Here is a 14,616-nt window from a genome sequence, read left to right as displayed (position 1 = left end):
GTGCGCCGCTCGAACCGGCGAGCAGCGAACGAAGGCGGACGGAGAAGGCGACCCGCTAAGCCGCGACCGCGGCACGGCACGCATCAGGTGCCGCGCCCGAACGGGCGGGAGTCGAAACCGGCGGCCTGCGCGATCGCGCCCGAAGGGCGCCGCGCGGGTCCGGCCGGAAAAACGGCAATTTTAACAGCGCCGTCGCGGCGCCATTCTGGCCCTTTCGCGGCGAAAACACCGGAATTCACCGCAAAAATCGGTCCGGCCACAGCGCTCAAGTTTCGTGTGACGAATGCCGTAAACGAGTTGGAAGGTATTTTCCGTTCCCGTCACGATTCGCTTACTTGCACAAGGACCGACACGATGCAGATCGATTTCTCCACGACCACGCGCGCCCCGCTGGCGAACGGCAGCGCGACCGCGAACACGAACACGCCGGGTGCCGCGTCGTCGTCGGCTGACGGCGGCACGGATACCACGAGTGCGACCGGCACGACCGCAGCGAAAGGCTCGACCGACGGCACCGGCGCGACCGGCGAAACGCTCGGCGCATCGGGCGCGTCGTCGGAGAACCCGGGGATCGCCCAGTTGAAGGCGCTGATCGACCGGCTGCAGAAAGAGCTCGCGACGCTGGAGCGGCAGATGGCGAGCGCCGCGCAGCGTGCGAAGGACGACCCGGCCGCCGCAATTGAACAGCAGTCGTTGAGCGCGGAAGCCGGCGCGATCTCGGGGGCGCTCGCGACGGCGATCTCGCAGCTCGCGCAGGCGATCGAGAAGGAGGGCGGCTCGTCTTCGGGTGGGCTGGTGTCGACGCAGGCGTGACGGTTTCCGGCCGCGCGATCGTCGCGGCCGCTTTCGTCGTACGGATTACAATCGCAAGCGCGTCTCCCTCTACAGGACGGAAGAACGATGAATGCGGAATTCGACGACGATGAACTCGTCCGCTTCGACGCGCACGGCGGCACGCCGCTGCCGGCGGCCGACACCGAAGGGTGGCTGGAACACGACGGCGCGCGCATCTGGCACGCGTCGTTCGGCCAGGGCGCGCCGGTCGTGCTGCTGCACGGCGGCCTCGGCCACGCCGGCAACTGGGGCAACCAGGTGCCGGCACTGCTCGCGGCCGGCTACCGCGCGATCCTGATCGACAGCCGCGGCCACGGCCGCAGCACGCGCGACGATCAACCCTATTCCTACGAACGCATGGCGTCGGACGTGCTCGCGGTGCTCGATGCGCTGCACGTCGAGCGCGCGCGCTTCGTCGGCTGGAGCGACGGCGCGTGCATCGCGCTCGTGCTGGCCGCCCGTGCGCCGGCGCGTGCGGCCGGCGTGTTTTTCTTCGCCTGCAACATGGACCCGGGCGGCACGAAGGAAATCGCGCCGAGCCCGTTGCTCGACCGCTGCTTCGCGCGACACCGGAAGGACTACGCGCAGCGCTCGGCAACGCCGGACCAGTTCGACGCGTTCGTCGCGGCCGTCAGTGAAATGATGCGCACGCAACCGAATTACACCGAGCGCGATCTCGCGGCGATCGCCGTGCCGGTGACGATCGTGCTGGGCGAGCACGACGAATTCATCCGGCCCGAACATGCGGCGTATCTGGCGCGCACGATTCCGGGCGCGACCCTGACGATCCTGCCCGGCGTGAGCCATTTCGCGCCGCTGCAGCGGCCCGCGCGATTCAACGCGGCGGTGCTGGCCTTTCTCGACCGGCTGCCGGGCTGACGCGCGCGGCCCGCGCGCGCGTTCGTCGTTCTTGCTCAGACCATCGCGTTGTCGGCGCCGGGGATTTCGTGCGCCTTGATCTGCTTGCGGTGCAGCTTGTACAGCAGCTTGCCGACCATGCCGTCCTCGTGGTGCGAGCGCGTCATGTTGACCACGTACTCGTCGTCGGGCGCGACGGCCTGTGCGCCCATGATCCAGCGCACGCTTTCGCGGTAGTTGTAGAGCGACTTGTCGCGGCTGTCACAGAGGAAACCCGACAGCGCGGCCATCGCCGCCGGATGCCCGCCTTCCGCATGCCGACGCAGTTCGCCGATGTAGCGATGGCGGGACGGAATGTCGTCGAGATCGCCGATGAACATCAGAAAGCATTCGAGACCGTCGGTGTGCCCCATCTCGTGCGCTTTGCGCGCCGCCTCGACGGCCTCGATCTTCATGCGCTGGCGTTCGGCTTCGTCCTTGCTGGCCTTGCCGATGTAGTGATACATGTAGCCGAGCTTGTAAGCGCCCATGTTGCCGCCGTCATCCATCGCCTGGCGGTAGTAGTGCGCGGCCTTGTACAGATCGGTCTCGACGTGCATGCCATCCTCGTAGAAGCGCCCGAGCAGGTACTCGCACGAGTCGCCGCCGGCCTCGTAGCCGAGCTGGCAGATCGCGAAGGATTCCTCGGCGCGCCGGCCTCCGCTGCACAGCGCGTACGCGAGCTGGTTCCACGCGAGCGACGCCGGCTCGTTGACACGCGCGGCCTCCAGCCAGGCTGCGCCGCGCGCATCGTCGCGGGCGAAGCCGAATGCGCCTGCGCGATGGCCGTAGCCGCGCAGGATCATGGCGGCCGTACACGTGCGGGCGTCGGACGCCCGTTCGATCGCGCCGGTGAGCCAGCTTCCTTGCGGATCGGCGTCGAGCATCAGTCGTATCGCGACCGCCATCGCAGCGTTGTCGTTGACCGGATGATGGCGCTCGGCCTCCTGCAGGCGCGCATAACCTTGCGCGGATTCATCGCGCATGTAGTGCGCGTGGGCCAGCCAGTACAGCGTTTCCCAGCGATGATACGGATGCATCGCCGCTTCGGCCCGTGCCAGCGTGTCGGCCATTGCGCGCCGTGCGTCTTCGGAGTCGTCGTCCTGCTCCAGCGTCTCGCCGTAGTATTCGTCGCGCCAGATCTCGTGGCGCAGACGGTCCTTCTCGACTGCGTCGAGGTGCGCGCACGCATCGGAATCGACGAACGCGCGGACGTGATCGTGCGAGCCGCCCCAGCGCGGCTGCATGTACCAGATGAACGTGCGCATCGAGAAGAACTGGTTCGGGTGGATGTGCAGCGTCGCTTCCATCCAGTACCACTTGCCCTTGCGCAGCTTCTTGCCCTGCACGGGGCCGGGCAGCGCTTCCGGAAATTCGGCCGGGCAGGCGACGGGCACGTCCGGGTTCAACCCCGAACGCGCGAGCATGCCCGGCAGTTCCGCGCGCGTGGCCTCGTCGTCGGCGCCGACGTTCAGGTGCAGCTCGGTCACGGGCCAGCGGCGCTGCTGCACGAGCTGCGTCAGCCACTCCGGCTCGTCGAACGACGACACGCTCGTGAAGATCACCTTCGGCGCGCTCCACATCGTCGGCGCGAGCACCAGCGCGCGCAGCGCCGCGACGATCGTCAGCGCCGCGCACGCGTGCGCGCAGATCCAGCCGGCTTCGGTAACCGTCTCGGCCCAGCCGGAGCCACGGTATTGGTAAGCCCAGTGGTGCCAGTAATGCGCTTCGCACAGCCATGCGTGCGCGGAGCACGGGTTCGCGGCCTGCCATGCGCGCAGGCGCGCGAGCCCTTCGGCGCCGGCTTCGATGCAGGGCTGCACGTCGGCCGGCAGTGCGTCGACGTACAGCGCTTCCGCGGTGCGGTCGGCGAAGCTGTTGGCGAGCGCGGCATCGAGTTGCGTGTCGAGCGCGGCATAGTCGCCCGCGCGCAGCAGCGCGTCGACGTCGCAGATGAACCACGGGGACTTCGCGGGCGGAATCAGGTCGGCGGGAGCGGAGGACATGTCGGTATCGGCGGTCATGACGAAACGGGTTGGGGATCGAAGATGCGGTAGCGCTTCCACGGCAGCGAAAGCCAGTTTCCGGACGGATTGCGCAGGTGCTCGCGCACTTCCTGCGTGGCGCGCGACGACGCGGGGCCGTCCTGGCCGCTGCCGCGCAGCCAGTGCTTGCGCGCACGCGCGTACGCGAGCCCGAAGTCTTCCCAGCTGTCGAAGCTGTCCTGTGCGCGCTGCGCATTGAGCAGCAGCACGACCCACGCCTGTTGTTCGGACGCCCAGCCGAGCAGCGCGATGCAGCGCACGAGAAACGCGGTGCGTGCGCAATCGAACGCCAGTGCGTCGCGCACGCGGCCTTGCGCGGCGAGCTGCTCGTAGAAACCTTCGTGCGAGCGGCCGACGCCGCGTATCCAGCCCGCGAGAATCGCCGGTACGCGCTGCACGATCTGCCACTCGGGGAGATCGGCCGGCAGGTCGAGTTCGCGGCGCAACTGGCGGGCGAGCTGTTCGCGCTGCGTGTCGGGCAGCGCATGGACGAGGTCGTCGCAATCGGTGCGCAGCCCGTTGCGGATCAGCAGGATGTCGGCGAGCGCGAGCGCCCAGCGGCGGCGATTCGGCGGCGCCTGGTCGGCGAGCGTGCGCGCAAGCGATACCGCCGCGGTCGGCCGCACCGGCACCGCGCTTTCGGCCCCCGCGGCCTGGTCGGCATCGACTTCACGCACCATTCGCGCGGCGATCCGGAACGAACGCCACACGTACCACACGAGCCACAGCACGGCCGCGCCGATCAGCAGCTTCAGCATGCCGGGCTCCCGTCCGCCGTCGCGGGAAACACGAGCGCCGCGCAGAGCGCAGGATCGATCGGAATGCCTTCGATCGCGAACGCGGCGGCTGGCGGCGCGTCCGGCTCGCGCGCGGCGGCCAGCGCATCGGCCGGCAACGCGTGGCGCGCGGCCGCCGCGACGGCCGGATCGATCTGCCTGAGCTGGCCGAGCGCATAGGGCGCGTTGCGCAGCAGCAGCCACTGCAGCACGGCCGGCGGCTGCGGGAAATGTTCGATCAGGTGAAAGTTCTCGCTCATCACGCTCAGCAGGTGGTCGGGCGAGCGCACGTCGGTGACGAACGTCCATTCGCCGGCGGCCGCGCCGGGCGTCTCCGGCTCGAACACGAGGCCCATGCCTTCGCAATCGGGATGACGCTCGCCGCGCGGCGCGAGCATGCGCAGGAACTGGCGGACGTCGTCCGCATAGCGGCGCACCGGATGACGATTCTGCTTGCCCTTGATCTGGTCGATGCGCAGGCCGTCGCCGGTCACCGACAGGCTGATCGTCACGTGCGGCTGGTTGCCCGCGCCGCGCAGCGTGAACAGGCGCAGCCGGCCGTCCTGCGCCGCCTGCGCATACTGTTCGCCGTACCCGCCGCGCAGCCGGCGGCGATCCGCGAACTGGCCGAGGCAATGCTGCATGTAGTACGACTCGTAGGCCAGTTCCTCGCGCAGCGCCGCGTGATCGCCGGCGAATTCGAAGACGATCCCGTTCGGCGTGCGCAGCACTTCGCGCAGCGCCAGGCCGCTGCTCGGCACCCAGCCCCTGTCGCGGCGCGCCTGCATCCGCTGGTGCTCGCGCTCCCACATGTCGAGCGCCATCGTGCACGTGATGCGCTGCAGCTTTTGCGCGAGCCGCGTGCCGGCGCGCGAGCGCAGGAATTCGACCAGCACGCGTTCGCGGTCGATCAGCAGCATGTGCTCGGGATCGATGAAGTAGAGCGGTTTCGGTTCGGCGGTGGCCGGCTGCGAAGGCGCGGCCGCCGCGCCGGATGCCGGCTGCACGCGGAACCGGCGCACGAGCCAGTCGGGCGGCGGCTGGTCGGCGCCGGCGAGCGCGCGGTAATCGGCGAGCGAATCGAGCGGCTGCGCCTGCTCGAACGCACCGACGACCCAGCGGAAGAAATGGTTGCCGAGCCACGCGAGGATGTCGGCCGGGTCGCCGCGCTCGGCGCTGCGGCGTGCGATGGCCGCCTTGATGTCGGGCGCATTGACGACGTCGCGCGGCCGATAGGCGGACGCGGTGACGGTTTCGGTCACGGGGTCACTCTCCGGTCAGGCGGGGCGGGCGCGGGCGATGCGCGCGAAGCCCTGGATGTTCTTTTGGCTCACGAGCGAAACGGCGAACGCGTGCGCGAGCGATGCGCGGTTGCGTCGCGGGTGCCCGATACATGTCGGTCGACTCGTGAAAATCACGCGGCCGCGCGGCGGCCAATGACGCGGAGGCGGGTAATCGAAAGATGGCGCTTCATTATTGATTCTCTCAGGATGGATTTTATTTTTTGCTTTCGCGAGTCTACTGCGATCCGCGCAGGCGAATCAATCACGCCGCGTGCCGGCGTTGGCGAATCTGACAAGACTTATCTCTTTTTCACCGATCTGGACTCGGCGCGATTCGATTGCCGGATTGAGTGCTGTTAAAACCGACAGGTTTTCCCTGCGAACCGGTAAGCGATGCGGGAATGCAGCGGGGTATTCCGGAATGCCTCGCCTATCTCATAAGTTTTTCTTTAGGCTCGCGCAACATATCGTCGATTGTTGGCGGCGGGCCGGTAGCGGATAGTCCTGCTTCGACAGGCCGGCCGCCGTGATCGCCGCGCGGTGCGACCGGATCTGTTGTTCATGCAACCATCCGACATAAAAAGGAACCGCACCCATGCGATTCAACGCGACACGCTTCGCCGCGACCCTGTTCGTCGCCGCGTGCGCCACCGCCACGGCCGGCCGCGCGGCCGCATTCACGCAGGACGACCTCCACGCCACCGTGACCCGCCACGTCGCGCCGCTGATGAAGCAGTACGCGATTCCCGGCATGGCGATCGGCGTCGTCGCCGACGGCAAGCCCTACGTGTTCGACTACGGCGTGATGTCGACGCAAACCGGCAAGCCCGTCACCGGCGACACGCTGTTCGAAATCGGCTCCGTCAGCAAGACGCTGACCGCGACGCTCGCATCCGATGCGCAGGAGGGCGGCGAGCTGTCGCTCACGGACCCGGCGGGCAAATACCTGCCCGCGCTGCAGGGCAAGCCGTTCGGCGTCGTGACGCTGCTCCAGCTCGGCACGCATACGCCCGGCGGCATGCCGCTGCAGGTGCCGGACGGCATCCGCGACGAAGCCGGCCTGATGCGCTATCTCGACGCGTGGCGGCCCGCGTATGCGCCGGGCACGCGCCGCACGTATTCGAACGTCGCGATCGGGATGCTCGGCAGGCTCACCGCGAAGGCGATGCACAAGGATTTCGCGGCGCTGATGGAGCAGCGGCTGTTCCCCGCGCTCGGGATGATGCATACGTACATCAACGTGCCCGACGCGCGCACGGCCGACTATGCGCAGGGCTATACGCAGGACGGCAAGCCGATCCGGATGACGGGCGGCATGCTGTGGCAGGAGGCGTACGGCGTGCGGACCACGGCGGCCGACCTGCTGCGTTTCGTGCAGGCGAACATGGGGCTGGTCGAAACGGCGCCGCGGCTGCAGCGCGCGATCGAACGCACGCACACCGGCTATTTCCGCGCGGGGCCGCTGACGCAGGACCTGATCTGGGAACAGTATCCGTACCCGGTTGCGCTGCCGACGCTGCTCGAAGGCAACGCGCCGAAGATGTTGTTCAACGCGACGCCCGCCAGTGCGATCAAGCCGCCGCTCGCACCGAACAGCAACACCTGGATCAACAAGACGGGCTCGACCAACGGTTTCAGCACGTATGTCGCATTCGTCCCCGCGAAACGGATCGCGATCGTGATGCTCGCGAACCGCAGCTTCCCGATCGAGGATCGCGTGAAGGTCGCTTACCAGATCCTCGGGTCGCTCGGCGACGGGCGGTAACGTTTCCGCCGCCCGGCCGGCGCGCCCGCCGGGCCCGCCCCAAAAAAACTGATACCTGTATCGGCGCGCTTCTGCAAAACGAAATACGCGCATCGCATCCCCTGAGCAGAATCCGGGCAGATCGCCGGGCGTGTCCGGATATTCCAATCAGGGGGAAACATGCGGAAGACCACTCTCGCGCGGCTGCTGTGCGGGCTGACCTTGGTCGGCGCGCTCGGCGCGTGCGGCGGCAACATGGACGGCACGACCGGCGCTGGCAGCACGGCGACGAACGCGGCCGGCGGCACCGACAACGGCAAGGGCAACGACGGTACGCCGCCGGGCCAGCAGGTCGCGAACCGCGCGCTCGTGATCGAGCTCGACGGGCTCACGTACGCCGCGCTGGCGGCCGGCATCGCCGGCGGCACGCTGCCGAATCTCGCGAAGCTGCACGTCGCACCCGCGTACAGCGGCGGCGTCAACGGGCTGCCGTCGCAGCAGCCGAACCTCGACACGCCGAGCTGGGCCACGCTGCTCACCGGCGCGTGGGGCAATCGCCACCAGGTGCTGTCCGACGCGCCGAACCAGGCGCTGCAGGCGCCGACCGCATTCGACGCACTGAAGACCGCGAACGCGGGCCTGCTCGGCGCGGCCGTCGGGTCGCCGGTGCTCGCGTCGCTGCTGAGCGCCGGGCGCAACGCGGGCAGCCTCGACACGCTCGCGAACTGCGCGGCGGTCGACAACTGCGTCACGCAGCAAAGCACGACGATGATCCAGCAGGGTTATGCGCTCGTCGTCGCGCAATACCACTCTGCGCAGGATGCGGCGCTGAATTACGGCCTCGGCGCATCGGCGTATGCGAACACGCTGAAGCAGCTCGATGCGGCCGTCGGCGCGCTCGTCGCCGAAACCGCGAAGCGCAACAAGGAGAACTGGCTGGTGGTCGTCACCGGCGGCCACGGCCTGAACGCGGCCGGCGGCAGCGACGGCTTGCCGCTGCTGTCCGAATCGACGACCTTCATCGCGATGAACCAGGCCGACAACGGGCGCCTCGGCAGCAGCGCGCAACCGGCGTCGCTGGCCGACCTGCGCACGCGCGCAAGCATTGCCGATATCGCGCCGACCGTGCTCGCGCAATTCGGCGCGCTGCCCGCGCCGTCCGCGTATGAAATGGACGGCGGCGAACTGATCGGCGCGCAACCGGTGTCGCAGCTCGCCGGCACGACGAGCACCGACGGCCACAGCGTCGTGCTGACGTGGACCGCGCCGTCGAGCGGCGCGATCGCGATCTACCGCGCGGGCCAGCAGATCGCGACGCTCCCCGCGGGCACGACGACCTATACCGACAGCAATCTCGGCCTGACCGCGGCCGGCACCTACAGCTTCGACTACGTGGTGACGGCCGGCGGCGCGAGCGTCGGCAGCATCGCGCGGATCGCGTACGTGCCGCCGCCGCCCCCGCCCCCGCCGCTCGCGACGACGCTGAAGAACGGCCTCGCGTCGTACTACCCGTTCGGCGCGCTGCCGGCCGTCGACGCGCTGAACGCGAGCACGATGGGCCCGTTCTCTGCCGCCGCGAACGGCGGCTCGCTCGCCGCCGATCCGTTCGGCGGGCAGGCGCTGCAGGTGACGACGCAGACCGTCGACACGAACGGCTACGACGGCTACAAGCTCGTGCAGAACGCCGACATCGCGACGCAGGCGCAATTCACGATCGGCATGTGGGTGAAGACGCCGTGCACGGACGTCGTCGGCTTCGGCACGCCGGTGTTCGCGAACAAGAACTGGCAGAGCGGCAAGAACCCCGGCATCGCGATCGGGCTGTTCCCGCAGGCGTCGGGCGCGCCGTCGGGCACCTGCAACATCCAGTACAACGCGGGCGACGGCAGCAACCGCAACGACCTGAAGACGATGAGCGTCACCGCGAACCAGTGGGTGTATGCAGCGTTCGTGATCGACACCGTCGGCAAGACGATGACGGCCTACACGTTCGACCCGGTGCTCGGCGAGCAGAAGCAGAGCACGCCGCTCACGGTATCGGCGAGCGCGCTGCCGGGCCTCGGCACGAAGACGTTCGGCGTGAACGAGGACGGCACGGGCCAGTACCACATGCTCGCGTGCGGCTATCCGGCGAGCCATTACAGCGGCGGCTACACGGTCAATGCGTGCACGACGGTCAAGCCGAACGTCGAGAGCTTCTCCGACGTCGCGATGTGGAACCGCGTCGTGACCGAAACCGAATTGCAGTCGGTCGCGGGCTCGGGCAAGCCGCTGTCGACGATCCTTCACTGACGGAGCCATCACATGAACACGATCCACCTGCGCCGCGTGCGCGTCGCGCTCGCCGCCTGCGTGCTGAGCGCGCTGGTTGCCGGGTGCGGCGGCGATGACGCGTCGAGCGGCACGCCCGCGAGCGCCGCGAAGGCGAACGCCGCGCCGGCAGGCGCGGGCGGCGCGAGCGCGCCCGTGCCGATCGTCGCGCTGCCGGGCGCCGGCCCGTGCCCCGCATCGGGCACGACCGCGCTGCAGTCGCCGTCGCTGAACTCGCAGCTGCGCTGCGCGCCGTAACGCGCGCGCCTTTCCGGGACGACCTTCCTTCTCGATCATGACTTCCATCGACCGCCGTTCGTTTCTCCGTGCCGCCGCCGGCAGCGCGGCCCTCTCGATGTTCCCGCCGGCGATCCGGCGCGCGCTCGCGATTCCCGCGAACAACCAGACCAGCACGATCAACGACGTCCAGCACGTCGTGATCTTCATGCAGGAAAACCGTTCGTTCGACCATTATTTCGGCACGATGCCCGGCGTACGCGGCTTCGGCGATCGCCTGACGATCCCGCAGCCGGGCGGCACGCCGGTCTGGCAGCAAAGCGACGGCAAGCGACCGGTGCTGCCGTTCTATCTCGACAGCACGAAGGGCAATGCGCTGCTCGTCGGCGGCGCGCATTCGTGGACCGATTCGCATACGGCGTGGGACAACGGCCGGATGACCGCGTGGCCCGCGTCGAAGGGCGATGCGTCGATGGGCTACCTGCGCCAGTCCGACCTGCCGTTCCACTTCGCGCTCGCGAATGCGTTCACCGTCTGCGACGCGTACCACTGCTCGCTGCACGGCGGCACCAACTCGAACCGCATCTTCCTGTGGACCGGCACGAACGGCCCGACGGGATCGAACACGGCGGTCGTGAACAACGACGGCTGGGACGGCCTCGGCTCGTCGAAGACGGGCCTGACCTGGACGACCTATCCGGAGCGCCTGCAGGCGTCCGGCGTGAGCTGGAAGGTCTACCAGAACATGCCGGACAACTACACCGACAACCCGCTCGCGGGCTTTGCGACGTTCCGCAAGGTCAACGAGACCGTGCCGGGTTCGCCGAACGCGCCGTACACGAGCGCAATGGAAGCGCTGTCGCCGCTGTACAAGGGGATCGGCAACACGATGCCCGACGGCGGTTTCCTGCAGGCGCTCGCCGACGACATCGCCGCGAACCGCATGCCGCAGGTGAGCTGGATCGTGTCGCCGCAGGCGTATTGCGAGCACCCGGGCGCATCGACGCCGGGGCAGGGCGCGTACTACCTGCAACGGCTGCTCGACACGCTGACCGCGAACCCCGACGTGTGGAGCAAGACCGTGCTGTTCGTGAACTACGACGAGAACGACGGCTTCTTCGATCACATGCCGCCGCCGAACGCGCCGTCGCGCAATGCGGACGGCACGTATGCGGGCGCGTCGACCGTGACGACGCAGTACGAATACTTCACGCTGCCGAACCCGCCCGGCGATTCGTCGCCGCTCGCGCCGGACGGCCGCCCGTACGGGCCCGGCCCGCGCGTGCCGATGTTCGTCGTGTCGCCGTGGAGTACCGGCGGCTGGGTCAACTCGGAAGTGTTCGACCATACGTCGGTGCTGCGCTTCCTGGAGCAGCGCTTCGGCGTGCAGGAGCCGAACATCAGCCCGTGGCGCCGCGCGGTGTGCGGCGACATGACGTCGGCGTTCAACTTCAGGAACCCGAACGGCAACCCGACGACGTCGCTGCCGGCGCCGACCAAGGCCGCCGCCGACGCGCAGCACGTGCAGCAGAGCCTGATGGGCGCGGTGCCGGTGCCGTCGGTCGGCGCGCAGCAGATGCCGGTGCAGCCGCCGGGCACGCGGCCGTCGCGCGCGCTGCCGTACGAGCTGCATACGAGCGCGAGCGCCGACGTGTCGGGCGGGCTGCTGTGGCTCACGTTCAGCAACACGGGCACGGTCGGCGCGGTGTTCCATGTGTACGACAAGCTGCATCTCGATCGCGCGCCGCGCCGTTATACGGTCGAAGCGGGCAAGCAGTTGTCGGATTCGTGGCGCGCGGTGGCCGACGACGCGGGCAACTACGACCTGTGGGTGCTCGGGCCGAACGGTTTCCTGCGCGAATTCCAGGGCAACGTCGCGAAGGCGGCGAGCGGGCCCGTGCCGGAGATTCGCGTGTGCTACGACCCGGCGAACGACGCCGTGTACCTGACGATCATGAACGTCGGCAATGCGGCGAGCCAGGTGACGGTCACGTCGAACGCGTATCGCACCGACGGCCCGTGGAGTTATTCGGTGCCGGCCGGCATGCAGGTCGAGCCGTACTGGACGCTCGCCGCGTCGAGCGGCTGGTACGACTTCACGCTCGCGGCCGAGAATGGCCTCGTGCGCCGCTTCGCGGGCCGAGTCGAGACCGGCAAGGACAGCATCAGCGATCCGGCGATGGGCGTGTCGAGCTGATCGACGCCGGCCGCGCGGCCGGCGTCGCATCACCGGCTTCCGCCGGCGCGGCCGACTCGCGCCGGCGGTTTTTTGCGCGCGGCCTCGCGTCGGCGGGGCCGCGTCCTTTTTGTCGGCTCGCTTTCACTTTCACCTTCACATAACGCTTTATTCGATGACGCAACTCGCGCTTTTCGATCTCGACTTCACCCTCATTCCGTTCGACAGCGACCAGGCGTGGGGCCGCTTCATGGTCGAACACGGCCTCGTCGACGCGGCCGAATTCGCGCGTATCGACGCGGCGTTTTCAGCCGGTTACGCGGCCGGCACGCTCGACATCCATGCGCACCTGTGCGACATGCTCGCGCCGCTCGCGCGTCATTCGCGCGAACGGCTCGCACACTGGCACGCGCGCTTCATGGATGACGTCGTGCGGCCCGCGATCGCGCCGGCCGCGCTCGATCTCGTGCGTCATCACCGCGCGCGCGGCGACCTGTGCTGCATCGTCACCGCGACGAACGCGTTCATCACACGGCCGATCGCGCACGCGTTCGGCATCGACGCGTTGATCGCGTGCGAGCTCGAGACTGTCGACGGTCACCCCGACTCGCGTTACACGGGGCGGCCGGCCGGCGTGCCGAGCTATCGGGAAGGGAAGATCGTGCGCACCGACGCATGGCTCGCGTCGCTAGGCTTCGCGTGGTCCGACTTCGAACGAAGCTGGTTCTACAGCGATTCGCACAACGACGTGCCGCTGCTCGAGAAAGTCACCGATGCGGTCGCAACTCATCCGGACGAGCGGTTGCGCGCGCTCGCGACGGCGCGCGGCTGGCAGATCGCCGAGCTGTTCGAGACGGTGTGAGTTCGGGCACGTGCCCGGTTACGCGGGTTCGGGCGCGTGCAGGCGTTCGACGTTGGCCATGAACGCGGTGATCAGCCGCGTATCGGCGCGCGCGTCGAGGTAGTACAGGTATTCGTGCATCGGCGGCATGTCGTCGGCGAGCGCGATCGCGCGCAACTCCGGATGCGCGCCGACCTCGCCGCGCGGCATCAGCGTGCTGCCCATGTCGTGCCGCACGGCTTCGCGAATCGCTTCGCGGCTGCCGAGCTCGATCGCGTTCGCGGGCAGGCCGAGGCCCGCGTGCTTCAGCACGTGTTCCATCAACGCGCGCGTGCGCGAGCCCGGTTCGCGCAGCAGCAGCGTCTCGCCGGCCAGTGCGGCGAGCGTGGTCGCATCGCGCGCGGCGAGCGGATGCGAACGATGCACGACCAGCACGAGCGGATCGTTCGCGATCGTATGCCGCACGAAACGCGGATCGTCGTCGCGCTGCGACGACACAGCGACGTCGACGCGAAAATCGACGAGCGCATCGAGCACCTGCTGCGAATTGCCGATCTCGACGCTGATCTTCACGGCCGGATACTGGCGCCGGAACGCGGCGATCGCGGGCAGGATGTAGAACGGGCCGGTCGTGCCGACGCGCAGGTTGCCGGTATGCAGTTCGCGCTCGTTGCGCAGCGCGAAATCGATGTCGTTTTCCATCTGCAGCATCTGGCCGATCATCGGCATCAGCGACGCGCCCGCGTCGCTGAGATCGAGACGGTTGCCGCGGCGATGAAACAGCTCGACGCCGTAATGGCGTTCGAGCTGCTGAATGCGCGACGTGATCGTCGGCTGGCTCACGTCGAGGCGCTTCGCGGCCGCGGTCACGCTGCCCTGGCGGGCGGTTTCGTAGAAGGCGGCGAGAAGCAGGGCAAGCATGGCGGGACACGGAACGAGACGAGCGGAACTTACCGGTCGCGCGTGTCAATTCCGTGTCATTGCAGTGGAACGGCGTGGCAAATTGGGGCGCAATGTTGCGCGGTACCCGCCGGCCGACGCAGCAGCGGGGCTTACTGAGGCGGCTGTTCGTCGTACGCGACGAAGATCTTGCGCGTGGGTTCGACGACTTCCCAGGTGCCGCGGAAACCCGGCGGAATCACGAAACGATGGCCGGTGCGAACGGTCTTGCGGTTGCCTTCCAGGTCGGTGATCACCGACGTGCCTGCCAGGATCTCGCAGTATTCCGCTTCGGTGTAGGCAACGTGCCAGCAGCCGGGCGTGCTTTCCCAGATGCCGGTCGAAAAACGGCCGCACGGGCTCGCGAAGCCGGGCGTGAGCGTCTGCAGCGGATCGCCTGAAATCAGCTTCTCGGGCGACACGCGGTACTGCGTCGGCTCGCCGCTCGGGGTGAGCGCGTCGGTAATCAATGAAACGTCGATCATGGTGGGTAGGGTTCGTCGAATTGAAGTGAACGCGCCGACGGCGCGTTCG

13 protein-coding genes are annotated in these 14,616 nt (G+C 68.4%); 7 read left to right on the top strand and 6 right to left on the bottom strand.

Annotated features, from left to right (window positions below; genetic code table 11):
* Positions 1-83: 83 nt before the first annotated feature.
* A complete protein-coding gene (locus tag BBJ41_RS40855) occupies positions 84-269 on the bottom strand; it encodes a hypothetical protein (protein ID WP_208457482.1) in 186 nt (61 codons plus the stop codon).
* Between the two features lie 85 nt (positions 270-354).
* Between BBJ41_RS40855 and BBJ41_RS33715 the strand changes: the two genes are divergently transcribed.
* Positions 355-813, top strand: coding sequence for a hypothetical protein (locus BBJ41_RS33715; protein ID WP_069750670.1), 459 nt, complete (start codon positions 355-357; stop codon positions 811-813).
* An 87-nt stretch (positions 814-900) separates the two neighbouring features.
* Positions 901-1,713 (top strand): alpha/beta fold hydrolase, encoded by an 813-nt coding sequence (locus BBJ41_RS33710; RefSeq protein WP_069750669.1) that lies wholly within the window; start codon positions 901-903, stop codon positions 1,711-1,713.
* A 35-nt stretch (positions 1,714-1,748) separates the two neighbouring features.
* On the opposite strand, the gene BBJ41_RS33705 is transcribed toward BBJ41_RS33710, so the two are convergent.
* From BBJ41_RS33705 to BBJ41_RS33695, 3 genes are read right to left on the bottom strand one after another with little or no spacing between them, the layout of a single operon-like run.
* Positions 1,749-3,737, bottom strand: a complete 1,989-nt coding sequence (locus tag BBJ41_RS33705) for a DUF4034 domain-containing protein (RefSeq protein ID WP_236872198.1) — start codon at positions 3,735-3,737, stop codon at positions 1,749-1,751.
* A 14-nt stretch (positions 3,738-3,751) separates the two neighbouring features.
* Positions 3,752-4,534 (bottom strand): DUF1266 domain-containing protein, encoded by a 783-nt coding sequence (locus BBJ41_RS33700; RefSeq protein WP_069750667.1) that lies wholly within the window; start codon positions 4,532-4,534, stop codon positions 3,752-3,754.
* On the bottom strand, positions 4,528-5,814 hold the full coding sequence (locus tag BBJ41_RS33695; RefSeq protein ID WP_069750666.1) for a hypothetical protein: 1,287 nt from the start codon (positions 5,812-5,814) through the stop codon (positions 4,528-4,530). The genes BBJ41_RS33700 and BBJ41_RS33695 overlap by 7 nt, the downstream gene beginning before the upstream one ends.
* Before the next feature lie 616 nt (positions 5,815-6,430).
* On the opposite strand from BBJ41_RS33695, the gene ampC reads away from it, so the two are divergent.
* The 5 genes from ampC (at position 6,431) to BBJ41_RS33670 (ending at position 13,164) form a co-directional block, all read left to right on the top strand.
* Complete coding sequence (ampC, locus tag BBJ41_RS33690) at positions 6,431-7,600, top strand: class C beta-lactamase (RefSeq protein ID WP_069750665.1); 1,170 nt, start codon at positions 6,431-6,433, stop codon at positions 7,598-7,600.
* Positions 7,601-7,759: 159 nt separating this feature from the next.
* Positions 7,760-9,871 (top strand): LamG-like jellyroll fold domain-containing protein, encoded by a 2,112-nt coding sequence (locus tag BBJ41_RS33685; protein WP_083282095.1) that lies wholly within the window; start codon positions 7,760-7,762, stop codon positions 9,869-9,871.
* Between the two features lie 12 nt (positions 9,872-9,883).
* Complete coding sequence (locus BBJ41_RS33680) at positions 9,884-10,147, top strand: hypothetical protein (RefSeq protein ID WP_069750664.1); 264 nt, start codon at positions 9,884-9,886, stop codon at positions 10,145-10,147.
* A 37-nt stretch (positions 10,148-10,184) separates the two neighbouring features.
* Complete coding sequence (locus BBJ41_RS33675) at positions 10,185-12,323, top strand: phosphocholine-specific phospholipase C (RefSeq protein ID WP_069750663.1); 2,139 nt, start codon at positions 10,185-10,187, stop codon at positions 12,321-12,323.
* Between the two features lie 154 nt (positions 12,324-12,477).
* Positions 12,478-13,164, top strand: a complete 687-nt coding sequence (locus tag BBJ41_RS33670; RefSeq protein WP_069750662.1) for a histidinol-phosphatase — start codon at positions 12,478-12,480, stop codon at positions 13,162-13,164.
* A gap of 18 nt (positions 13,165-13,182) precedes the next feature.
* Here the strand turns inward: BBJ41_RS33670 and BBJ41_RS33665 are convergent, their stop codons facing one another.
* Both BBJ41_RS33665 and BBJ41_RS33660 read right to left on the bottom strand, forming a co-directional pair.
* Positions 13,183-14,064, bottom strand: a complete 882-nt coding sequence (locus BBJ41_RS33665; RefSeq protein ID WP_069750661.1) for a LysR substrate-binding domain-containing protein — start codon at positions 14,062-14,064, stop codon at positions 13,183-13,185.
* A gap of 131 nt (positions 14,065-14,195) precedes the next feature.
* Positions 14,196-14,567 (bottom strand): cupin domain-containing protein, encoded by a 372-nt coding sequence (locus BBJ41_RS33660; protein WP_069750660.1) that lies wholly within the window; start codon positions 14,565-14,567, stop codon positions 14,196-14,198.
* Between the last annotated feature and the right edge of the window lie 49 nt (positions 14,568-14,616).

It is taken from the genome of Burkholderia stabilis (assembly GCF_001742165.1).
GTDB lineage: Bacteria > Pseudomonadota > Gammaproteobacteria > Burkholderiales > Burkholderiaceae > Burkholderia > Burkholderia stabilis.
Note: the sequence above shows the minus strand (reverse complement) of the source record. Positions and strands in the feature narration are given on the sequence as shown.

Bases quoted from the DNA above. Each gene is read 5' to 3' on its own strand.
- BBJ41_RS33675 (WP_069750663.1), top strand. From the start codon at position 10,185: ATGACTTCCATCGACCGCCGTTCGTTTCTCCGTGCCGCCGCCGGCAGC.
- BBJ41_RS33680 (WP_069750664.1), top strand. From the start codon at position 9,884: ATGAACACGATCCACCTGCGCCGCGTGCGCGTCGCGCTCGCCGCCTGC.
- BBJ41_RS33670 (WP_069750662.1), top strand. From the start codon at position 12,478: ATGACGCAACTCGCGCTTTTCGATCTCGACTTCACCCTCATTCCGTTC.
- BBJ41_RS33660 (WP_069750660.1), bottom strand. From the start codon at position 14,567: ATGATCGACGTTTCATTGATTACCGACGCGCTCACCCCGAGCGGCGAG.
- BBJ41_RS33685 (WP_083282095.1), top strand. From the start codon at position 7,760: ATGCGGAAGACCACTCTCGCGCGGCTGCTGTGCGGGCTGACCTTGGTC.
- BBJ41_RS33715 (WP_069750670.1), top strand. From the start codon at position 355: ATGCAGATCGATTTCTCCACGACCACGCGCGCCCCGCTGGCGAACGGC.
- BBJ41_RS33705 (WP_236872198.1), bottom strand. From the start codon at position 3,737: ATGTCCTCCGCTCCCGCCGACCTGATTCCGCCCGCGAAGTCCCCGTGG.
- BBJ41_RS33710 (WP_069750669.1), top strand. From the start codon at position 901: ATGAATGCGGAATTCGACGACGATGAACTCGTCCGCTTCGACGCGCAC.
- BBJ41_RS33700 (WP_069750667.1), bottom strand. From the start codon at position 4,534: ATGCTGAAGCTGCTGATCGGCGCGGCCGTGCTGTGGCTCGTGTGGTAC.
- ampC (WP_069750665.1), top strand. From the start codon at position 6,431: ATGCGATTCAACGCGACACGCTTCGCCGCGACCCTGTTCGTCGCCGCG.
- BBJ41_RS33665 (WP_069750661.1), bottom strand. From the start codon at position 14,064: ATGCTTGCCCTGCTTCTCGCCGCCTTCTACGAAACCGCCCGCCAGGGC.